Annotated in this window: 18 protein-coding genes; 11 read left to right on the top strand and 7 right to left on the bottom strand. The window is 66.9% G+C overall.

The window, feature by feature from the left end:
- Positions 1-4: 4 nt before the first annotated feature.
- Complete coding sequence (locus EYW47_RS11495) at positions 5-694, bottom strand: PepSY-associated TM helix domain-containing protein (protein WP_240763659.1); 690 nt, start codon at positions 692-694, stop codon at positions 5-7.
- A gap of 434 nt (positions 695-1,128) precedes the next feature.
- Between EYW47_RS11495 and EYW47_RS11490 the strand changes: the two genes are divergently transcribed.
- Positions 1,129-3,111: a DUF3857 domain-containing transglutaminase family protein gene (locus tag EYW47_RS11490; protein WP_133194963.1), complete on the top strand. Its 1,983-nt coding sequence runs from the start codon at positions 1,129-1,131 to the stop codon at positions 3,109-3,111.
- 49 nt (positions 3,112-3,160) lie between these two features.
- Here the strand turns inward: EYW47_RS11490 and EYW47_RS11485 are convergent, their stop codons facing one another.
- Positions 3,161-4,228 carry a serine/threonine protein kinase gene (locus tag EYW47_RS11485; protein ID WP_133194962.1) on the bottom strand — a complete coding sequence of 356 codons (1,068 nt, stop codon included), beginning with the start codon at positions 4,226-4,228 and terminating at the stop codon, positions 3,161-3,163.
- An 81-nt stretch (positions 4,229-4,309) separates the two neighbouring features.
- Positions 4,310-4,522 carry a hypothetical protein gene (locus EYW47_RS11480; protein WP_133195120.1) on the bottom strand — a complete coding sequence of 71 codons (213 nt, stop codon included), beginning with the start codon at positions 4,520-4,522 and terminating at the stop codon, positions 4,310-4,312.
- A 584-nt stretch (positions 4,523-5,106) separates the two neighbouring features.
- On the opposite strand from EYW47_RS11480, the gene EYW47_RS11475 reads away from it, so the two are divergent.
- The 5 genes from EYW47_RS11475 (at position 5,107) to EYW47_RS11455 (ending at position 13,175) form a co-directional block, all read left to right on the top strand.
- Positions 5,107-8,289 carry an efflux RND transporter permease subunit gene (locus EYW47_RS11475; RefSeq protein ID WP_133194961.1) on the top strand — a complete coding sequence of 1,061 codons (3,183 nt, stop codon included), beginning with the start codon at positions 5,107-5,109 and terminating at the stop codon, positions 8,287-8,289.
- Between the two features lie 36 nt (positions 8,290-8,325).
- Positions 8,326-9,678, top strand: coding sequence for an efflux RND transporter periplasmic adaptor subunit (locus tag EYW47_RS11470; protein ID WP_133194960.1), 1,353 nt, complete (start codon positions 8,326-8,328; stop codon positions 9,676-9,678).
- A gap of 53 nt (positions 9,679-9,731) precedes the next feature.
- Entirely contained in the window at positions 9,732-11,213 is a 1,482-nt protein-coding gene (locus EYW47_RS11465; protein WP_377785269.1) for an efflux transporter outer membrane subunit, read from the top strand.
- An 80-nt stretch (positions 11,214-11,293) separates the two neighbouring features.
- Positions 11,294-12,562 (top strand): MFS transporter, encoded by a 1,269-nt coding sequence (locus EYW47_RS11460; RefSeq protein ID WP_133194958.1) that lies wholly within the window; start codon positions 11,294-11,296, stop codon positions 12,560-12,562.
- A 427-nt stretch (positions 12,563-12,989) separates the two neighbouring features.
- Positions 12,990-13,175, top strand: a complete 186-nt coding sequence (locus tag EYW47_RS11455) for a hypothetical protein (RefSeq protein WP_133194957.1) — start codon at positions 12,990-12,992, stop codon at positions 13,173-13,175.
- Positions 13,176-13,274: 99 nt separating this feature from the next.
- Here the strand turns inward: EYW47_RS11455 and EYW47_RS11450 are convergent, their stop codons facing one another.
- Both EYW47_RS11450 and mgrA read right to left on the bottom strand, forming a co-directional pair.
- Positions 13,275-14,300, bottom strand: coding sequence for a fatty acid desaturase family protein (locus tag EYW47_RS11450; RefSeq protein WP_133194956.1), 1,026 nt, complete (start codon positions 14,298-14,300; stop codon positions 13,275-13,277).
- A gap of 278 nt (positions 14,301-14,578) precedes the next feature.
- Entirely contained in the window at positions 14,579-15,622 is a 1,044-nt protein-coding gene (gene mgrA / locus EYW47_RS11445; RefSeq protein ID WP_133194955.1) for an L-glyceraldehyde 3-phosphate reductase, read from the bottom strand.
- 181 nt (positions 15,623-15,803) lie between these two features.
- Here mgrA and EYW47_RS11440 point away from each other — a divergent pair, with 181 nt between their 5' ends.
- Positions 15,804-16,010, top strand: coding sequence for a DUF3185 family protein (locus tag EYW47_RS11440; RefSeq protein ID WP_133195119.1), 207 nt, complete (start codon positions 15,804-15,806; stop codon positions 16,008-16,010).
- 46 nt (positions 16,011-16,056) lie between these two features.
- On the opposite strand, the gene EYW47_RS11435 is transcribed toward EYW47_RS11440, so the two are convergent.
- Positions 16,057-16,821 carry a phytanoyl-CoA dioxygenase family protein gene (locus EYW47_RS11435; RefSeq protein WP_133194954.1) on the bottom strand — a complete coding sequence of 255 codons (765 nt, stop codon included), beginning with the start codon at positions 16,819-16,821 and terminating at the stop codon, positions 16,057-16,059.
- Between the two features lie 514 nt (positions 16,822-17,335).
- Between EYW47_RS11435 and EYW47_RS11430 the strand changes: the two genes are divergently transcribed.
- On the top strand, positions 17,336-17,701 hold the full coding sequence (locus tag EYW47_RS11430) for a hypothetical protein (protein WP_133194953.1): 366 nt from the start codon (positions 17,336-17,338) through the stop codon (positions 17,699-17,701).
- Positions 17,702-17,812: 111 nt separating this feature from the next.
- Here the strand turns inward: EYW47_RS11430 and metK are convergent, their stop codons facing one another.
- Positions 17,813-19,000 carry a methionine adenosyltransferase gene (metK, locus tag EYW47_RS11425; RefSeq protein WP_133194952.1) on the bottom strand — a complete coding sequence of 396 codons (1,188 nt, stop codon included), beginning with the start codon at positions 18,998-19,000 and terminating at the stop codon, positions 17,813-17,815.
- Positions 19,001-19,272: 272 nt separating this feature from the next.
- Between metK and EYW47_RS11420 the strand changes: the two genes are divergently transcribed.
- The 3 genes from EYW47_RS11420 to EYW47_RS11410 all read left to right on the top strand — a co-directional run bounded on the left by EYW47_RS11420 (position 19,273) and on the right by EYW47_RS11410 (position 21,894).
- Complete coding sequence (locus tag EYW47_RS11420) at positions 19,273-20,157, top strand: lipid A biosynthesis lauroyl acyltransferase (RefSeq protein WP_133194951.1); 885 nt, start codon at positions 19,273-19,275, stop codon at positions 20,155-20,157.
- Between the two features lie 103 nt (positions 20,158-20,260).
- Positions 20,261-21,139, top strand: a complete 879-nt coding sequence (gene dapF, locus EYW47_RS11415; protein WP_133194950.1) for a diaminopimelate epimerase — start codon at positions 20,261-20,263, stop codon at positions 21,137-21,139.
- Between the two features lie 71 nt (positions 21,140-21,210).
- Positions 21,211-21,894 (top strand): DUF484 family protein, encoded by a 684-nt coding sequence (locus tag EYW47_RS11410; protein WP_133194949.1) that lies wholly within the window; start codon positions 21,211-21,213, stop codon positions 21,892-21,894.
- Positions 21,895-21,923 lie beyond the last annotated feature (29 nt).

Raw genomic sequence — 21,923 nt, 5'->3', positions numbered from 1 at the left:
CTGTTCACGCTAATAACAGGCCCTGGTGCAACCCGAGCGCAAGTGCCGCCGCCACCGAGCCCGCCACGAGCACCACGCCTGTGGTGCGGCGCCGATTGAGCTCGGTCCACAGCAGCACACCGGTCAGCGAAAGCAGGATGAGGCTGCCCGCGATGGTGTCCATGAGCAGCACCCAGCCGATGCCCATGCCCACGCCGCGATGGAGATTGCTCAGCGTCGCGAGAAATGCGCTCTGCGTGCGGCGCACGGCGACCGTGCTATTGCCCACCCAGTACTCCACGGCGACGCTCTGGCGCGGCCCCATCAACGCGAACTGCCAGGACTCGGGCTGCACGACGTTGCGCTCGCCCCACGCCACCGGATGCGCGCGCTCGCGGCGGATCTTGCCCGGCTTGCCGTCGAACGACAATTCGCGCTGGAGCCACTGCGCGAGCGCCTCGGGCGTGGCGGGACGCTCGGCGGGCAGCGCGAGCTGCATCTGCGTGACTTGGGGCGTGCCCGTGGAGATCTGCAGCGGCCCCGCGCGATGATTGAGCAAAAAGCCCGTCACGCCGAACAGCAGCCCCAGCACGGCGCCCCACAGCCCCACCCAGCCATGCACCTTGCGCAGCCACTTGATGAAGTTCGCGCGGCGCGAGCGCTGGCGCCTTGCGGCGAGATCGGCGGCAGCGAGGGGCTGGCCGGCGCGGCGCAAGGGTTCGACGCGAACGTCATCGCCAGCTTCGGCGCTCGGGGATTCGATCAGAGACTCGTCAAGACGGGCGTTCAAGGCACGGCTCCAGGCTCGGCGCGCAAGCGTCGCGAGGGCCCTACCCAGGCCGCGCCGACACGCGCCAATTCGAACAGGGATGAGCGCCGCGCACAGCCTGCGTCAGCGCCACCTTACAAATGAGAATGGTTATTATTACATACGTAGAAGACGAAGCGCAGCCCATCCAGCAACTGGGCAAACGCATGGAGAAAAAGCGGCCGAAACCGCGGCGCAAACGCGTCCCGAAGGGCCATCTGCACCGCTATGTGGGGGACCCGCTAGACAAGGGAAAAGCATGACTTTTAAGTGGAGGATTGCGCCGATTTTCCCTGCGAGAGCCGTTCTTATAACCGTAGCGCCGCTCACGGAACGCCGCCATGCGTCACGTCCTCGTCCTTTGCATCGCAATTCTCGGCCCGGCCTTCGGCTCGCATGCGGCGGGGATGCCCGCCTCCATTGAGACCGCCGAGGCCACAGCCGGCGTCGCCGCCGACCAGGCGCCGTACACCAATGAGTCGGAGACGCAGACGTTCACCGTCAACGCGGACGGCTCCTATACCAAGGTCGATGCGCTCACCCTGCGCATCAATACCGAAGCGGGCATCGCGCGCGCGGGCCAGTACTATGTCTGGTTCAACCGCGGCATGGCACACGTGGACGTCCTGCAGGCGTGGACCGAGGACGCCCAGGGCCAGCGCCACGACGTGCAGCCCGAGCAGATTCGCGACGTGCAGGAAGTCCGCTCCTTCGATGCCCCGATGTTCCAGGACGTGCAGGACAAGGTCATCGTGTTCCCGGCCGTGGAGCCCGGCGCGCGCGTGCATCTCACGTGGCGCAAGACCCAGCACGTGCCGCTCGTGCCCGGCTGGTTCAGCGACTTCACGCCACCCGACATGGCGCCGACGCACAATTTCCGCGTGATCTACGACCTGCCCGCGGAGGTCCCGCTCTTCGCCGACGCACGCGGCTTCACCGCGCTCAAGCCCGTTACGGCGAACGGCCGAACGCGCTACGAATACCGCTACGACAAGGCGAATTTCGCACGCCTCGAATATGGTTCGGTTTCCTATGTAAGCTACGGAGACCGGCTGATGGTCTCGACCTTTCCGGACTACGCGGCATTCGCGAAGGTCTACCGCGAGGCGGCCGCCGACCCGAGCGCGCGCGACGCGGCCATCGTGCAGCTCGCGCAGACGCTCACCGCACACGATGCAACCACGCGCGCGAAGGCGCAAACGCTTTACGACTGGGTGCGCCGCGGCATCCGCTATGTGGCCGTCAATGTCGGACGCGGCGAGATCGTGCCGCACCGCGTAACCGAGGTGCTCGCAAACCGCTATGGAGACTGCAAGGATCATGTCGCGCTCTATGGCGCGTTGCTAGACGCCGTGGGCGTGCGCAACGTGCCCGCGCTCGTGAACAGCGGCACGATCTACACGCTGCCTTCGGTGCCGGGATTCGGCGTGATCAATCACGTCATCACCTGGCTGCCCGAGCTCCAGCTCTTCGCGGACTCCACAGCGAACAACGTCGAGTTCGGCTATCTACCCTCGACCGACATGGACCGCGAGACGGTGCTCGCCGGCGACGGCACGCTCATGCGCACGCCCGCCACCGAGATGACCGCGCGCGACAGCGATCTCGACATCACTGTCGCCCCCGACGGCTCGGCGCGCTTCATCTATCGTCTGCAGTCCGAAGGCTGGGCCGCGGAGCAGACGCGCAGCGTGCTGCGCCTGCAAACGCCCGCGCAGCGCGAGGAATCACTGCAATGGGAGCTGCGCAATGCGAACCTGCGCGGCAATGCCCTGCTCGCGTCGAGCCCGCTCGACGCGACCTCGGGGCCGCTCGTGGTGACACTCACGGGCACGCTGGACGGTTTCGTCGACCCGCGGATGACAACGCCCGTGCCCACGCTCACGAGCCTCGTGGGCGGGCTCGACGCGAATCTGCGCTACTGGCTGGGCGAGCCGCGCCGCACCCAGCCGTTCGTCTGCCGCAACGTGGCCGTGACCGAGCGCACGCGCATCCAGCTACCGCCGGGGCTGCGCGTGCTCGACATGCCTTCGCCGCAGCGCGCCGGGAATGCGCTGCTCGACTACAGCTCACAGTACACGCTCGATACGAATGCGAACGTGCTGCGCGTGACGCGCACGGGCCGCACGCATTTTGCGAGCGACGTCTGCACGCCCGCCGACTTCATGCAGATGCGCCCCACCTTCGAGACCATGGCGCGCGACCTGCGCGCCCCGCTGATCGTCAAGCCCATTGCGAAACCGGGGCCTGGCGTGACGGAGCAACCGGGCAGCGCCCACGACGTCGAAGAACCACTGGCATCGGCGCCGCGCACGCCGCCTTGATGTTTCCCGCGCCGTACACCTGCGACGCGGCGTGCGAAAAGCGCTCCGCTCAAACCGGCCAGAGCGGCCCTTCCTGCATCGCGCCAATCTGCTCGCGCAATTCGAGAATGCGCTCTTCCCAATAGCGCTGCGTGTTGAACCATGGGAACGCCGCCGGGAACGCAGGATCGCTCCAGCGCCGCGCGAGCCACGCCGAATAGTGAATGAGCCGCAGCGTGCGCAGCGCCTCGATCAAATGCAGTTCGCGCGGATCGAATTCGCAGAAGTCCTCGTAGCCCGCGAGCAGATCGGCGAGCGCGCGCGAGGCGTCCGCGCGCTCGCCCGGCAGCAGCAGCCACAAATCCTGGATAGCGGGACCCATGCGGCTGTCGTCGAAGTCGACGAAGTGCGGGCCCGCATCGGTCCAGAGCACGTTGCTCGGGTGGCAATCGCCGTGCAGGCGCAGCTTGCGCACGTCGCCCGCGCGCTCGAACGCCACTTCCACGCCCTGCAGCGCGAGCGCGACGACGGCCTGCCAGGCGTCGCGCACGTCGGCGGGCACGAAACCGTGTTCGAGCAGGTACGCGCGCGGCTCGTAGCCATAGCTCTCGATGTCGATCGACGGGCGTGTGGGGTACGGCTCGGTTGCGCCCACCGCATGAATGCGGCCGATGAAGCGCCCGAGCCATTCGAGCGTGTCGCTGCGGTCGAGCTCGGGCGCGCGGCCGCCGCGCCGCTCGAAGAGCGCGAAGCGATAGCCTTCGTGCTCGTGCAGCGTGCGGCCTTCCAACACGAGCGCGGGCACGGCGGGAATCTCGCGCGCGGCGAGCTCGGCCACGAATGCATGCTCCTCGAGAATCGCCTCGTTGCTCCAGCGCCCGGGACGATAGAACTTCGCGACGAGTGGCGTTTCGTCTTCTACGCCAATCTGGTAGACGCGGTTTTCGTAGCTGTTGAGCGCGAGCATGCGGCCGTCGGTGCGGCGGCCTGTGGGCATCAGAACGCCGTCGACGGCGTCGAGCACGCATTCGGGCGTGAGGCGGGCGTAAGGTGCGGCCGCGCCGGTGTCCGGCGGATCGCCGCTGCCCGGCGTGGGCGCGGACGGCTCGCCCGATGCAAGTGTGGTTGGATCGTTCATCTCCGCATTGTGCATCGTGCGGGCCGCGGCGGGGAGTTCAGGTCAAACTCGTTGCGAATTCAGGCCAGATTCGGGGCGCGTTCAATGCAGGTTCGCGCCGGCGGGCATGACGTGCTCGCCCGTGTCTATCAGGTCTACCAGAAAAAAGGGTTCGGTATTGAGTTGCCTCGACGCGCCAGGCTCCCCGACGTACCAGGTGACCATGGCCATGTCGCCGAGAATGCGCATCACAATACCGCGCGCGCCATGAGGCACAGCGATATGTACGGTGCGGACGATAGAACCGACTTGCATGATGTTTCCCCGTTCCCATTCCAGTGCCGGCTTCCCCGCAGGAAAAAGCCAGTCAATGTGCTGATAAAAACCGGTGCGCATTCGATGTTGCGCACACATCCAACCTGCTCCGGCGAGTCGCTGCCTCGCTTCACTACCTCTTCACTGCTTCTTCTCCGCTGCCCGCTGGCGCGCTTCGGACCCGACCGGTTTACGCATTGTTGCCACATTTCGGCGGCATGCGCAAAGCAAAAAATAGGGGGGCATCTCATACGCCCCAGTCAACCAGCGAAATCCTGACTGTAGCAGATGGTAAACACCCCCCGCCCCGCGCTTGTGGAGCGCCATCGGCAAAAGTACTCTGACTATTGCGTGCAGGGGCTATAGTCCTGCCGAAGCAAGGCAAGCGGCAGGAGCGGAAAAAAGCAAGGGGACAAACAACGCGTGCCTGGAAGCACGCATCATCGCCTGATCCATTAACAGCGCGATCACTGCGCACTGATACCGGCAATAACATCGCCGCCCGGGGCCACGGCGGCATGCGCCGGCGTCCTCGCGCGGCGCACGCCACCCCAGGCAGCACAAGCGAAGGAATCTTCCCGTTCATGTGGATCGTCCGGCTCGCACTCAAGCGCCCCTACACGTTCGTCGTGCTGGCGCTCCTGCTCCTGATCGTCGGCCCGCTGACGATTCAGCGCACGCCCACGGACATCTTCCCGAACATCGACATTCCCGTGCTCTCGGTCATCTGGACCTACACGGGCCTGCCCGCCGACGAGATGTCGCAACGCATCGCCATCAACTACGAGCGCGGCCTTTCGGTGGCCGTCAACGACATCGAGCACACCGAGTCCACTTCGCTCAACGGCGTGACGGTCGTGAAGATCTTCTTCCAGCCGCATGCCAACGTGCAGGAGGCGCTGGCCGAAGTCACGGCGCTCTCGCAGGCGCAATTGCGCTCGCTGCCGCCCGCCATCAACCCGCCGTTCATCCTGCGCTACAACGCGTCGACGGTGCCGATCCTGCGCCTGTCGCTCTCCTCGCCGCAGCTCACCGAGCAGGAGCTGTACGACTACGGCAACAACTTCCTCAAGACGCAGCTCGCCACGGTGCCGGGCGCCTCCGCGCCGCTGCCCTATGGGGGCAAGCAGCGGCAGATCATGGTCGACATCGACCAGCGCGCGCTGCAGCAGCACAACCTCTCCCCGATGGACGTGGTGGACGCCATCAGCGCGCAGAACCTCATCCTGCCCTCGGGGACGGCCAAGATCGGCGCGGCCGAGTATTCGGTGCTGATGAATGCAAGTCCGGACACCATAGCCGGCTTGAACGACATTCCTGTGAAAACCACGGCGGCGGGCACGATCTATATCCGCGACGTGGCGCACGTGCGCGACGGCTTCATTCCGCAGACGAATATCGTGCGCGTGAACGGCCAGCGCGCCTCGCTCCTCACGATCAACAAGAGCGGCAACACCTCCACGCTCGAGATCGTCGACCGCATCAAGGAGATGATGCCGACGCTGCGCAATCTCGTGCCCGCGTCGATGAACATCGACCCGGTCGCGGACCAGTCGCTGTTCGTGCGCGCGGCCGTGCAAGGCGTGCTGCGCGAGGCGCTCATCGCCGCCGCGCTCACTGCCCTCATGATCCTGCTCTTTCTCGGCAACTGGCGCGCGACGCTCATCATCGCCATCTCCATTCCGCTTTCGATGATCACTTCGATCATCGCGCTCGCGGCGCTCGGCGAGACCATCAACATCATGACGCTCGGCGGTCTTGCGCTCGCCGTCGGCATACTCGTTGATGACGCAACGGTTGCCATCGAGAACATCAGCCAGCAGCTCGAACAGGGCAAGACGCTCGAGCAGGCGATTCTCGATGGCGCGCAGCAGATCGCCATTCCCACGCTCGTCTCCACGCTCTCCATCTGCATCGTGTTCGTGCCGATGTTCATGCTCACGGGCGTGGCGCACTACCTCTTCATTCCGCTCGCCGAAGCCGTGGTGTTCGCGATGCTCGCGTCGTACTTCTTCTCGCGCACGCTCGTGCCCACGCTCGCAAAGTATCTGCTGCGCTATCACCACAAGCCTGCGGATCTGCATCACATGCACGCGCTCACGCGCAATCCGTTCATGCGCATTCACCTCGCGTTCGAGCGCGGCTTCGAGCGCACGCGCGTGCGCTATCGCGCGTTTCTCGCGGCGCGGGTGGCGCATCCGGTGTGGTTCGTGACGGCGTTTCTCGCGTGCTGCGCCGCCTCGCTGCTGTTGCTGCCGTTTCTCGGCCGCGACTTCTTTCCGCAAGTGGATGCGGGCACGATCGCGCTGCACCTGCGCGCCAAAACCGGCACGCGCGTGGAGGAGACCGCCGTCATCACCGACCGCATCGACAAGCGCATCCGCCAGCTGATTCCTGCGCGCGAGCTGCATTCGATCATCGACAACATCGGCTTGCCGGTTTCGGGCATCAACCTCTCGTACAGCAACACCGGCACGATCGGCACCTCGGACTCCGACGTGCTGATCTCGCTGAACGAGGACCACCATCCCACGGCCGGCTATGTGCGCGTCTTGCGCCGCACGCTCAACGACGAATTCCCGGGCGTCCAGTTCGCCTTCCTGCCCGCCGACATCGTGAGCCAGACGCTGAACTTCGGCATGCCCGCGCCCATCGACGTGCAGATCGTGGGCCGCGACGTGGACGCCAACCGCGCCTTCGCGGCGCGCCTGCTCATGAAGCTGCGCGGCGTGCCGGGCCTTGCCGACGCGCGCATCCAGCAGCCCGCCGACCTGCCGCGCATCTTCATCGACGTGGACCGCACGCGCGCGCAGCAGGCGGGCTTCACGCAGAAGGACGTGGCGAGCGATCTGCTCATCACGCTCTCGGGCAGCCAGCAGACCACGCCCGCGTTCTGGCTCAACCCGATGAACGGCGTGAGCTACAACGTCATCACCGAAGCGCCGCAATACACGATCGATTCGCTGCAGTCGCTCGCCAACATTGCGCTCACCGCGAACGGGCGCAGCAATATCCTCGGCTCGCTCGCGAGCATGCGGCGCGTGGCCGGCGACGCGGTGCTCACACACTACAACGCGCAGACCACCATCGACATCTACGCCAGCGCGGACGGCCGCGATCTCGGCGCGGTCTCCGACGATGTCGAGAAGATCATTCGCGACGCGACGCCCGATTTGCCCAAAAGCTCGACGATCCGCCTGCGCGGCCAAGTCGAGACGATGAACAATTCGTTCTCCGGATTGTTGGGCGGCCTCGTGTTCGCCATTGCGCTCGTGTACCTCTTGATCGTCGTGAACTTCCAGTCGTGGCTCGACCCGTTCATCATCATCACAGCGCTGCCAGGCGCCCTCGCGGGCATCGTCTGGATGCTGTTCCTCACGCACACCACGCTCTCGATTCCCGCGCTCACGGGCGCCATCATGTGCATCGGCATTGCCACGGCGAACTCGATTCTCGTGATCAGCTTCGCGCGCGAGCAGTTGCGCGAGCACGGCGACGCGGCGCGCGCCGCCATCGAGGCGGGCTTCACGCGCTTTCGCCCGGTGCTGATGACGGCGCTCGCGATGGTGATCGGCATGGTGCCGATGGCCATCGGTCTCGGCGAAGGCGGCGAGCAGAACGCGCCGCTCGGGCGCGCCGTGATCGGCGGGCTCGCGGTGGGCACGCTCGCGACGCTCATCTTCGTGCCCGTGGTGTTCTCGCTCGTGTATCGCAAGCTCGGCGAGCACCGCCAGCGCGCCATCGAAAACGTAGTACCCAAATCATGACGACGATTCTCTTTTCTCCTTCGACGCGGAGCCGCCATGCAGCCTGGCCACGCTGACGCGCCGCCGCCTCCACAGCCGCAGCCGCCGGGCGATCCGCAAGGTGGCCACAATGGGCGCAAGAAGCGCCGCTGGCCGCTCGTGCTCGCGGCGCTCGTGGTGATCGCGCTCGCCGCGCAGGGCATCTGGTCGCGTCACAACGCGCACGCGGCGCTCGAGCGGGAAGCTGCGCGCGCGAGCACCCTGAGCGTGCAAGTCGTCATGCCGCAGCGCTCCACACGCGCGCTCGACCTCGTGCTGCCCGGCAACGTGCAGGCGTTTCTCGACACGCCCATCTACGCGCGCACCAACGGCTATCTGCGCAAGTGGTACGCCGATATCGGCGCGCATGTGAAGGCGGGCCAGCTTCTCGCCGAAATCGACGCGCCCGAAGTCGACGACCAGCTGCGCGCCGCGCGCGCCGATCTCGCGAACGCCGAAGCCAACTACGCGCTCGCGAAAACAACCGCCGACCGCTGGACGCAGATGCTCCAGACCCGTTCCGTCGCGAAGCAGGACGCCGACGAGAAAGTGGGCGACATGCTCGCGAAGAAGGCGACGCTCGACGCGGCGCGCTTCAACGTCTCGCGGCTCTCGCAGTTGCAGTCATACGAGAAGGTGTTGGCGCCGTTCGACGGCATCGTCACCGCGCGCAACGTCGACGTGGGCGCGTTGATCGACGCGGGCAGCTCGGGCGGGCAGCAAAAGGAGCTGTTCCATGTCGCGCAGGCCGAGCGCCTGCGCGTCTACGCGAATGTTCCGCAGGCCTACGCGCAGCAGATCCGTCCCAACCAGCACGCGTATCTCACGCTCAACGAGACGCAAGGCAAGCGCTACCCGGGCGTGGTCGCGCGCACCGCGGGCGCGGTCGATCCGCAGCAGCGCACGATGCTCGTGGAAGTCGACGTCGATAACCCCAACGGCGATCTGCTGCCAGGCGCCTATGCGCAGGTGCATTTCGCGCTCGACGGCAACGCCACGCCGCTCACGCTGCCGGGCAACGCGTTCCTGTTCCGTCCCGATGGCGTGAAGGTCGCGACCGTCGGCGCGGATGAGCGCGTGAAGCTCGTCGAGGTCACGCTCGGCACCGATTTCGGCACGCGCGTGGCGGTGGTGGCGGGTCTCAGCGGCAACGAACGCGTGATCGTGAATCCGCAGGATTCGATCGTCGATGGGACGCCGGTGCGGATCGTCGAAAAACCAGCGGGCGTGCAGGGTGCGGCGGGGGCTGCGGCTTCTGCGACTTCTGCGGCTTCTGCGGCTCCTGCGGCTCCTGCAGCCCCGCCAGCCTCGGCGGCCGCGCCCTCGGGCGCGGCGGCGCGTGGCGCGTCGTCTGCCGCTGCGGCGTCGTGAGGCGCATCGCCATGAAGCGCGCCATCGGCTCGAACCGTCTTGCGCGGCAAAGCATGCTGCGCCGCGTGGCGCTCTGCGTCGCCCTGAGCGCCGCGCTCGCGGGCTGCACGGTCGGCCCCGACTACGTGCGCCCGAAGGCCGGCATCGCCGCCACGTACAAGGAGCTCGAAGGCACTGGCTGGACGCCCGCGCAACCCGCCGACTCCACACCGCGCGGCGCCTGGTGGTCGATCTACGGCGACGCGCAACTGGACGCGCTCGAAGCGCAGGTCGAACGCGCGAACCAGAACGTGCAGGCCGCGCAGGCGCACTTTCGCGCCGCGCGTGCGAACGTCGCACAGCAGCGCTCGAGCTTCTTCCCAACGGTCACGGCGGGCGGGGACTACTCGCGCGCGCGCACGTCGAGGAACATCGAGTTCAAGTCGACCGCGGGCTTCACGCTCAACGACTACCTCGTGGGCATCGACGCCAGCTGGGAACCCGACGTCTGGGGCCGTGTGTCGCGCAGCGTCGAAAGCGCGAAGGCCAGCGCCCAGGCAAGCGCCGCCGACATGCAGGCCGTGCTGCTCTCGATGCAGGCCGAGCTCGCGACCGACTACTTCGAGCTGCGCGGCATCGACCGCGAGCGCCAGCTCCTCGACGACACGCTCGCCGCCTACCGCGAATCGCTCGCGCTCACGCAGCATCGCTACGACGGCGGTATCGCCACCGACGCCGACGTCGGCCAGGCGCAGACGCAATTGCAGACCACCGAAGCGCAGGCAATCGATCTGGGCGTGCAGCGCGCACAGCTCGAACACGCGATCGCGATTCTCACGGGGCAATCGCCGTCCACCTTCGCGCTGCCCGTGCTGCCCGGCGCCCCGCTTGCCGCACAGGCGCTCGTCGCGCCGCCCGGCGTGCCCTCGACGCTGCTGGAGCGGCGCCCGGACATCGCCGCCGCCGAGCGCCGCGTGGCCGCCGCGAATGCGCAGGTGGGCGTGGCGCAGGCCGCGTTCTTCCCGAGCCTCATGCTCGCGGTCACGGGCGGGCTGGAGGCGACCAGCTACAGCCAATGGCTCGTCGCGCCCGCGCGCTTCTGGTCGCTCGGCCCCGCGCTCGCCGGCACGCTGCTCGACTTCGGCGGCCGCGCCGCCGTGCGCGACGAGGCGCGCGCGCAATACGACGAGAGCGTCGCCATGTATCGCGAGACCGTGCTCGACGCGTTCGGCCAGGTCGAAGACAACCTCGCGGCCTTGCGCGTGCTCGAACAGGAAGCCATTGCGCAGGACCGCGCGGTGGACGCCGCGAAACGCACGCTCGCGATCGTCGAGAACCGCTACAAGAGCGGCGCGATCACGTATCTCGACGTGGTGGTCGCACAAACCACGGCGCTCACCAACGAGCGCCAGGCCGTGAGCATCGCGCGCCGCCGCCTCGCGGCAAGCGTCGCGCTCGTGAAGGCGCTGGGCGGCGGCTGGAGCACGGCCGCGCTGCCCACCGACGACGCGCTCGTGCATCCGCCCCCTTCCGCGAGCGGCGGCGCAACGCCCTGAGAGACGGGAGGCGGCACGGCACGGATCGAGCGAAAGGCGTATCGTTGCGCCTTTGCTTTTTTCCGCGAGGAGTTTTAGTCGTGACTGCATCACCGGGCGACGGGCGAAACACCGCCACGCCCAGCGCCTCACCCTCCGCGACCCCGTCTGCCGTTCCCTATATCGAGCGCGGCACGCCCGCCTTCTGGCACGCGAGCCTCGCGCTGCTGTTCGCGGGCTACGCCACGTTCTCGCTGCTCTATTGCGTGCAGCCGCTCTTGCCCGCGTTTTCGCAAGCCTTCGGCGTGAGCCCCGCGCAGAGCAGCCTCTCGCTCTCCTTCACCACGGCGGCGCTCGCCTGCGCGATCTTCGTGGCGGGTTTCATCTCCGAAGGCTGGAGCCGGCGCGCCATGATGACCGCCTCGCTCACCGTCTCGTCGCTGCTCACGCTCGCGGTGGCGTTCGTGCCCCACTGGCACACGCTGCTCGTGCTGCGCACGCTCGAAGGCATCGCGCTCGGCGGCGTGCCCGCGGTCGCCATGGCCTGGCTTGCCGAGGAGATGCACCCCGAGGGCCTCGGCCTCTCGATGGGCCTCTACGTGGGCGGCACGGCCATCGGCGGCATGGCGGGGCGCGTGATCACCGGCATCTGCACCGATCTGCTCGGCTGGCGCGTGGCTGTTGCCGTGATCGGCGTGCTCGGGCTCGCCGCGATGTTCGCGTTCCGTGCGCTCCTGCCGCCCTCGCGCCATTTCTCGCCCAAGAGCGGACTTGGCTTCGCGCATCACCGTGCGGCGCTCATGCGCCATTTCGCACGGCCGGGCCTGCCCGTGCTGTTCGCACTCGGCTTCGTGCTGATGGGCAGCTTCGTCACGCTCTACAACTACATCGGCTACCGGCTGATCGCGCCGCCCTACAACATGAGCCAGGCCGCCATCGGCGCGATCTTTCTCGTCTATCTGACCGGCGTGCTCGCCTCGCCGTGGTCGGGCCGCATGGCCGACAAGTTCGGACGCTCCCCCGTGCTGATCGCCGCAATCGCGTTGATGCTCGTGGGCGTCGTGCTCACGATGTTCGCTTCGATCGGCATGATCGCGGCCGGCATCGGCTGCCTCACCATCGGCTTTTTCGCGGGGCACGCGGTGGCGAGCGGCTGGGTCGGACGCCTCGCGCGCGAAGCGAAAGGCCAGGCCGCGGCGCTCTATTTGCTCGCGTACTACCTGGGCTCGAGCATCGTGGGGTCGATCGGCGGGCACTTCTGGGCCAGTTGGGGCTGGGGCGGCGTGACCGGGCTCGTTGCGGTGCTGCTCGTGGCGGGGCTGGCCGGGGCGTGGATGCTGCGCGCACGGGAGCGCGCCGGGGCGGCCTGAGGCTCGACGTGTGGCCTTGCGGGGCGTCGTCATCTGCGCCGCCATCCGCGCCGGGATCTGCGCCGGGGATTTGCGCGGTGATCCGATCTGATCAGGGCGCGCCTGGCGTCATGGCCTTTGCGCCATCAAAAGAAAGGCAGTCGTAACCTTTCCTGAAATCGAATGTTTTGCGCAGCGCATCAGCCGCCCACCTCAAAGCCCCGCCGGACGGGGGCCGCGCACCGTGGTACTCGCACCACGGCGGCACGCGCGGGCCGCCTTGTTCGTGAGGCTCTCCTATACTCGATTGAGGTCCGAAGCCGCAGCGGCGCACAGCACGCGATAACGACATACTTCACGCGCCGCGTCTTCGGTGGCCGATATGACAGCCTCGAATGGGCTGGAGTGAGTGCTGAAGTACTTATTCCGGTCGACACAGGAGACGAGCATGGAAGGTTATTTCACGATCGGCGATTTCGTGATGATCATCCCGATGGCCCTCGCCGGCGCGCTCTTCCTCGGCGCGGTGCCGTGCGCGACCGAGTTCAGGCACAACACGCTGCGGGTGATCGGCGCGCTGATCGGTGCGATGTGTGCCGTTGCGCTAGTGGAAACGCTGCCCGCGCTGATGTAGCGGCAGCACGCGCGTATTCGCGATTCGTCTGCGTTCGCAGCCGGTCGCGCGCCACGCGCCGAACGGCGCCGGCGCGCATCGGTGCCGTTCGCGCGCGCCTCAGTGCACGCTTGAACGCACCCCGACACCCGGCTGCAATCCCTTGAACTGCCGCAGCGCCGCATACCAATAGGGCATGCGCGCGTGTCCGGACGCGCCCTCGTCGGCACACGCGAGCGCGGGCAGCAGCACCCACGGCAGCGTGGGATGCAGATGATGCTGCCGATGCAGATGATGATTCATGAGCATCACGCCCATCCCGCGCGGCACGCGAAAGTCGCGCGCGCGGCCCGGTTCGTCGAGCGCCACCCCGTAATGCGGCAGGTTGTCGGCGAGCGAGAGCCACAGCCCGCGCAAATACATCGCGGCAAGCAGCACCGGCCAGGCCTTCCCATAGAGCGAGAAAGCGAGCCCATAAAGCGCGAGTGAGCAGAGCCCGTCGCGTCGTGCGCGCCTGCGTCTCACGGGATCGGCGGCGTGGTTCGCGAATAGCCGCTGCACATGCTGCCCCGCGCGGCCATGCGTGCCCACGCCTCGCTCGACCAGCACCCGTGCCATGCGCGCCGGCACGAACGCCAGCAGCGGCACGAGCAACTCGGCCACGTAAAGCCCGCCCAGCAGCCGCACGTACCAGGCGATCCGGCGCCGCCAGCGCGGGCCACGCGCATCGTCGACATCGGGGCGATCGAACGCCTCGCGCGTGAAGCGGTGATGCATCAGGTGTCCGAAACGCACGGCGTCGAACGGTATCGCCAGGCCGATCGCGAGCAGGCGCGCAACGGCTTCGTTGGCGCGCCGCGAAGGGAGCAACTGCCCGTGTATGCCCTCGTGGATCAAGCCCCAATGGATCGGCGTGGCCAGCACGACCGGCACGAGCGACGCGAGCAGTGCAAACGACGGCCCACCCGCCGCGCGCAAGAGCAACGGCAAGCCGAAAAGTTGATAGATGAGCGCCAAACCGGCAACAGCGATGAGTGCAACGTTCGCGCCCACATGGGGCGCGCGTTGCAACGCCTGCGCAACGGGCTGCGGCACGGCTTGAGCAGGCCCGGCAGCAACGGGACGAACGGCGCTCGTGGACTCCATCGACATTCCTCGCGGCAAAGACTGCCGCGACGTTAGCAGCGCCGCGTGACAGGCCGAAGACGTGCGAAAGCCGTGCCAAAGACGTTCCGAATAGGCCGCCGCGGGATGTGAAGCGAGGTTAAGCGACATGAAGCGGCGCTGCCGCGGGTAAGCGAGGCCAGGGCGGCCGGCGTACGCCGCTGCGCAACACAAAACGCATCGCCGAAAACAGAACCGCCTCGCATGAAGCGAGGCGGTTCCTGAAGCAGTGGCCGGCGGAGCGAGGCAGGCGCGCGTCGTCAGATACGCTGATCCGTCGACGGTTTCTCCCACAGGTTCACGCTGCCCTCGGTCGCGTAGCGGTCGATTTCCGCGAGCTCCTCCTTCGAGAATTCGAGGTTCTTCAGCGCGGCGACGTTCTCGCGCACCTGCTCCGCACGGCTCGCGCCGATCAGCGCGGAGGTGACGCGGCCGCCGCGCAGCGTCCACGCGATCGCCATCTGCGCGAGGCTCTGGCCGCGGCGCTGCGCGAGCTCGTTGAGCTTGCGCACGTGCTCGATGTTGTGCGCGCTCAGGTGCTCGTTCTTGAGCGAGCCGCCGCCCGGACGGTTCACGCGCGCGTCTTCAGGCACGCCATTCAGATACTTGCTCGTGAGCAGCCCCTGCGCGAGCGGCGTGAACGCGATGCTGCCCGTGCCGAGATCCTCCAGCGTGTCGAGCAGCTCGTGCTCGATCCAGCGGTTGAGCATGTTGTACGACGGCTGATGGATCAAGAGCGGCACCTTGTACTCGGCGAGCAGCTTCGCCATCTCGCGCGTCTTCGCAGCCGAATACGACGAGATGCCCACATAGAGCGCCTTGCCCTGCTGCACCGCCATGGCGAGCGCGCCCGCGGTCTCTTCCAGCGGCGTCTCCACGTCGAAGCGGTGCGAGTAGAAAATGTCGACGTAATCGAGGCCCAGGCGCTTCAAGCTCTGGTCGAGACTCGCGAGCACGTACTTGCGCGAGCCGCCGCCCTGGCCATAGGGGCCCGGCCACATGTCCCAGCCGGCTTTCGACGAGATCAGCAGCTCGTCGCGGTAAGGACGGAAATCGTCCCTGAAAATGCGGCCGAAATTGATTTCGGCGCTGCCGTAGGGCGGGCCGTAATTGTTCGCGAGATCGAAGTGCGTGATGCCGAGATCGAAGGCGGTGCGCAGGATTTCGCGCTGCGTCGAGATCGGCGTGGTATCGCCAAAGTTGTGCCACAGCCCGAGCGACAGCGCCGGCAGCTTGAGTCCCGACTTGCCGCAAAAGCGGTATTGCATCTCCGAATAGCGTTCAGCAGCGGCTTCGTAGGCCATCGTTTGAATCCTCGACGAAATGAGGGAGTGACAGGGTCCGGCGACATGCACATGCGGCGCGGGCAGTCATGGTAGCCAATCCGCGCGTCGCCTGCAGATGCCCACCATGTGGGATGCGCGGATGGACGCCAAAGCGACGCTCGCCTACACTGCGGCGTTCGTCATACCCCGGGAGGTCTTCATGGTCAAAGTGATTTCGTTCGCGCTGATCGCCTGCGGCGTCGTGCTGCTCTACTTCGGCGGCCAGTCGTTTCACTCGTTCTCGAATGACGTCTCGCGCCTCGTCACTGGCGCGCCCACCGACCGCACGATGACCCTGATCGCGGCCGGCGTGGCCGCGACCATCGCCGGTATCTCCGGCCTCGCGTTTTTAGGGCGCCGGCGCTAGACGCGCGGCGCCTCGGCGGGTGCGGGCATACGGCCCCGCCGCGCGCTCACACCAGCTTCACTTCGGGCAGCGAGGCCGAGCGCGTGCCCGGCAACGGCACGTTGCTCGCGCCGTGGTAGGTGAACACGAGCGAAAACTTCACGTCGCCGCTCCTGTTCTGGCCCGCCGAATGCAGCGTATTGCAATGGAAGAACACGACGTCGCCCGCGTTGAGCGTGGGCGAGGTCGCTCGATCGATCCAGGCCTGATTCTCGGGCAGATCGGCGCGGAAGAATTTCGCGGCGTCGAAACGCTCCGAGGTGAACGGCTCCGTATGCGAGCCCGGCACGAACCACAGGCCGCCGTTCTCGATCGTCTCGGGCCCGAGCGCGAGCCACACCGACACCAGATCGTCGCGCTCGAACGACCAGTAGCGCGAGTCGCGATGCCAGCCCGTGAGGCTGCCGTACATCGGGTGCTTCGTCATCATGCAGTTGTGATGGGCGCGCGAGAGCACCGGCTCTTCGCCGAAATACAGTTCCATCCATCCCGCGATTTCGGGCGAGGTCGCCCACTCGCGAAAACGCGCATGGCGCGCGTGCGCGTCGAGCAAGCGGCGCACCGTATGGCCGCCAGGCGCCGCTTTCGACTCGGGCGCGCCGGGGTAGCGCAGATCGGCTTCGAATTCGAGCGGCGCGGCGGCCGCATGCAACTGCTCCTGCGCCACGCGCTTGAGCTCGTCGCACCGCTCGGGCGAGACGAGTCCCGGCACGACCACGAAACCGCGCTCGCGCAGCGCCTGCACCTGTTCCTTTTTTGATTGGATCGACATGAGACTTCCGTTGTTCGAGGCCTGCGAGGGCTGCAGCCGCGAACGGCTGCAGCAACGGCGGCGCTTCTCGCGCGCGCCAATCGCTCGATTGTAAGACGTGTGCGCACGCGCGGAAGGGGGGGCCACGCACAACCGTGATGCAAACGCACCGCAATGGCGCCCAAGGGCGCGATCGGGCCGCGACACCTGCCTCAAACTTGAGCAGGCGCGGGTATTAACCGACTTTCGGGCGTCATGATTCGCGTGTAGTCTGCGCGCATGCAGTTTCTTCACCCAGAACATCCATCGAGCGCACGGGGCGCCTTCGAAGCCTTGTCCAGCAAGGCCGCCGCTATCCGCAGTGATCCCGCAGTGCGCGTCTGCGCGCCGTCTCTTGCCTCGCGCACGCCGCGCGATCCATCCCGCGATTTCCGTTATCGTGGCCGTCCTGAAGACGGGCACGTTTGCTGCTCGAATCGATGTGCCGCGCGAAGCCTCGCGCAAGGCGCACTCCGAACCTGACACCGCACACGCCATGCATACCCTTTTCAGTACCCGCCGCATGACCCATGCCGCCCTGAAGGCGGCGCGCCCCGCCCGCCGTCACGTCGTGCGCGCGCTGCGCCACCACGCCGCGCGCACGCGCGCGCTCGGGCAGCAGGTGCGCGACACCCGCGCCGTGGACAACATGCGCACCTGGTTCCATTCGTTCTTCTCGGTGCTGCGCCTGCGCGCGGGCGCACGCCACTTCTCGCTGCGCACGCTCCTGTACCGTCCCAACGCGACGCTGCGCGCGCTCGCGGCGCCCGCCACCGTGCACGCGGCGCGCACCTCCCGCCGTCCGCGCCGCATGGGCGCCAGCAGCACGGGCTGGTTCGGCTTCGGCTTCGCCATGGGCTGACCCAACCCGCGCCCAGATACGAAAAACCCCGCCAGGGCACATGCTCTGGCGGGGTTTTTATTCATACGGGCAGACAAGGCCGGCGAGTGCGCCGGCCTTCGTGCGCGTTGCTTACGCGAGCGCGCCCACCGGCTCCGTACCGGCCGCTTCGGCAAGCACGAGTGCGCGGTCGGTGGCTTCCCACGAAAATTCCGGCTCTTCGCGGCCGAAGTGGCCGTATGCCGCCGTCTTCTCGTAGACCGGACGCAGCAGGTCGAGCATCTGGATGATGCCCTTCGGACGCAGGTCGAAGTGCTCGCGCACGAGCTTCGTGATGATGGCGTCCGAGACCTTGCCCGTGCCGAACGTGTTGACCATGACCGAGGTGGGCTGCGCCACGCCGATCGCGTACGAGACCTGGATCAGGCAGCGCGAGGCGAGGCCGGCGGCCACGATGTTCTTCGCCACGTAGCGGCCTGCGTAGGCGGCCGAGCGGTCCACCTTCGACGGGTCCTTGCCCGAGAACGCACCGCCGCCGTGCGGGGCTGCGCCGCCGTACGTGTCGACGATGATCTTGCGGCCCGTGAGACCGCAATCGCCCTGCGGGCCGCCGATCACGAAGCGACCGGTCGGGTTCACGAGGAACTTGATGTCGCCCTTGATGAGCTCCGACGGAAGCACCGGCTTGATGATCTCTTCGATCACGGCTTCGCGCAGCGTGCCGAGGTCGATGTCCGGCGAGTGCTGCGTGGAGAGCACGACGGTGTCGATCGCGTGCGGCTTGCCGTCGACGTAGCGCACGGTGACCTGCGACTTGGCGTCCGGACGCAGCCAGGGCAGACGGCCGTCGCGGCGCAGGTTCGACTGGCGCTCGACCAGACGGTGCGAAAGGTGGATCGGCAGCGGCATCAGTTCGGGCGTTTCGTCGCACGCATAGCCGAACATCAGGCCCTGGTCGCCGGCGCCCTGATCGAGGTTGTTGTCGTGCGCGCGGTCCACGCCCTGGGCGATGTCCGGCGACTGCTTGTCGTAGGCGACGAGCACCGCGCAGCCGCGGTAGTCGATGCCGTAATCGGTGTTGTCGTAGCCGATGCGCTTGATGGTGTCGCGCGCGACCTGGATGTAGTCGACATTGGCCGTGGTGGTGATTTCGCCAGCGAGCACGACGAGACCCGTGTTGCACAGCGTTTCAGCCGCAACGCGCGAGTATTTGTCCTGCGTGAGGATGGCGTCGAGAATCGCGTCCGAGATCTGGTCGGCGACCTTGTCCGGATGGCCCTCGGAGACGGATTCGGAGGTGAAGAAATAGTCGTTTGCCACGTGTAAGGCTCCTTGTAGCTGGTGACGGTTGTATTCACGTAGCCAGCTTCGGGAGCTTTGAAGCGGCGACGCTTTAGCGGATTACCTGTCCGGTTGGCGCCTGATTCGTGGATGGATCGTCACGATCGGCTGCCTGCCGGCTTCGCCCCGCAAGTTGTCTATTAACTCGGCGAAGCCCTTATTATAGCGGTTTCCCTAATTTGTCGCAGAGTCACGCCGCGTGCCGTCCATCGCCCTCTTCACTGTATCCACGCCTGCCACGGGAGCCGCGCATGCTCGGTAAGCTCGGCTCCCGCCTCGGCATTGGCTTGCTCAAGCTGTTTGCGATCCTGCCCTATGGCCTCGTCGCCCGTTTCGGCGACGGGCTCGGCTGGCTCCTCTACCAGATCCCGAGCAGCCGCAAGCGCGTCGTCCACACCAACCTGCGCCTGTGCTTTCCCGAATGGAGCGACGAGAAGCGCGAGGAAATCGCCGGCTTGCACTTTCGCCACGCGATCCGCAGCTACGTGGAACGCAGCTTCCAGTGGTTCGCCTCGGCAAAGAAGTTCGAAAAGATCGTCGAAGTCGACAGCGAAGTCGACCTCACCGACCCCAATATGCCGCCCACGCTCTTGCTCGGGCTGCACTTCGTGGGCATCGAAGCCGGCTCGATGGCCATCAATTACGCGTTGGGCCGCACGTGCGGCTCGCTTTATCAGCCGTTCTCGAACCCCGAGTTCGAAGCCGCCGCCAAGGCGGGCCGCAGCCGCTTCGGCGCCGAACTGGCGAGCCGCGCGGACAGCGCGCGCGTCGTGCTGCGCTGGCTGCGCGAAAAGAAGCCCGTGATGCTCGGCGCGGACATGGACTACGGCATGCGCAACTCCACCTTCGTGCCGTTCTTCGGCGTGCCCGCGTGTACCCTGACCGCCGTGGGACGCCTCGCGAAGGTGGGCCATGCGCAGGTCCTGCCGTTCATCGGCGAGGTGCTGCCCAATTACAAGGGTTATCGGCTGAAGGTGTTCAAACCTTGGGACAACTACCCCACCGGCGACGACGAACAGGATGCGCGACGCATGAACGCCTTCCTCGAAGAGCAGATTCCGCGCATTCCCGAGCAGTACTACTGGGTTCACAAGCGCTTCAAGACGCGCCCGCCCGGCGAGCCAAGCGTTTATTGATACCGGCGGATACCCGCCGAGACCCGCCAATACCCGCCAATACCCACCGGCAAGCGGCGCACAGCGCGCGGGCGTTCGCCCGCTCGTCGCTTACAATAGCGGGATGAAACTCAAGTTCACCAAGATGCACGGCGCGGGCAACGACTTCGTCGTGCTCGACGGCTATAGCCAGCCCATCGCGCTCACGCCCGAGCGCGTGCGCGCGCTCGCCAGCCGCCACTTCGGCATTGGCGCGGACCAGTTGCTGCTGGTCGAGAAGCCCACCGTCGATGGCGTCGACTTCCGCTATCGCATCTTCAATTGCGACGGCGGCGAGGTCGAGCATTGCGGCAACGGCGCGCGCTGCTTCGTGAAATTCGTGCGCGACCGCAAGCTCACCGATGCGAGCCGTGTGCGCGTGCAGGTCCAGAAAGGCGTCATCACGCTCGTCATGCAGGAAAACGGCGAGGTCGTGGTCGACATGGGCAGCCCGGTGTTCGAGCCCTCGCAAGTGCCGTTCGACGCGAACGGCCTCGAGGGCCGCCGCGAAGGCAACGACACGCTCTGGCCGCTCGAGGTGAACGGCCAGACGCGCTGGATCTCGGCGGTGTCGATGGGCAATCCGCACGCGGTGCAGGTGGTCGACGACGCCGAGGCGTTCGCCGTGCTCGCCGACGGCCCCGTGATCGAGGCGCACCGGCGCTTTCCGAACAAGGTGAACGCAGGCTTCATGCAGATCGTCTCGCGCAACGAGGTGCGGCTGCGCGTCTACGAGCGCGGCGCGGGCGAGACGCTCGCCTGCGGCACAGGCGCGTGCGCGGCGGTGGCGGCGGGCATTCGCCGCGGCTTGCTCGATTCGCCCGTGAAGGTGCATACGCACGGCGGCCTGCTCACGATCGCCTGGGACGGCGCGCGCGACGAATCCGCCGCGCTGACGATGGCTGGCCCCGCCGCGACCGTCTTCGAAGGCGAGATCGAACTCGCCGACGATCTGTTGAGCTGAGCTTTGCCGGCTTCCCCCGTATCACGCATGGCGCGCCCGCGCGCCGCTTCTTCATCGAACGCGCCACCAACATGAACGATCGCGAAGTCGCCGACTATCTGCTCGCCAATCCCGATTTTTTCGTTGAGCACGCCGAACTGCTGGCAACGATCAAGCTCGGCAATCCGCACGGCAAGGCGGCCGTGTCGCTGCAGGAACGCCAGATGGAGATGCTGCGCGAGAAGAACAAGCATCTGGAGCTGCGCTTGTCCGAGCTGCTGCGCTACGGGCACGAGAACGACAGCATCGCCGCGAAGACGGTGCACTGGGTCTCGCACGTGCTCGCCGAGCGCGACCCGCACGCCCTGCCGCGCCTGATCGCCGAGCAGCTGCGCCAGGAATTCGACGTGCCACAGGCCGTGCTGCGCCTGTGGGACGTGGCCGATGCCTATGCGCAGGCGAGTTTCGCGAAGCACACGGGCGAAGAAGTCCGGCTCTACGCCAACAGCCTCGAAGTGCCGTATTGCGGCGCGAACACCGGCTTCGAAGCCGCACAGTGGCTCGAAGGCGGCGATGAGACGCCACAGTCGGTGGCGATCGTCGCGCTGCGCAAGCGCGTGAGCGCCGAAGAGCGCGATCCGAGCGGCGAAGCGTTCGGCCTGCTCGTGCTGGGCTCGCCCGATCCGCGCCGCTTTCACGATGGCATGGCCACCGACCTGCTGCGCAAGATCGGCACGCTCGCGAGCGCCGGGCTCACGCGGCTGCTGCCGCATTGAAGCGCGCAGCACGCGCATCGCAGCCGCAC

Source organism: Paraburkholderia silviterrae (genome assembly GCF_004353915.1).
GTDB lineage: Bacteria > Pseudomonadota > Gammaproteobacteria > Burkholderiales > Burkholderiaceae > Paraburkholderia > Paraburkholderia silviterrae.
The sequence above is the reverse complement of the archived record's forward strand: the minus strand, read 5'-3'. Positions and strand labels throughout refer to the sequence as shown.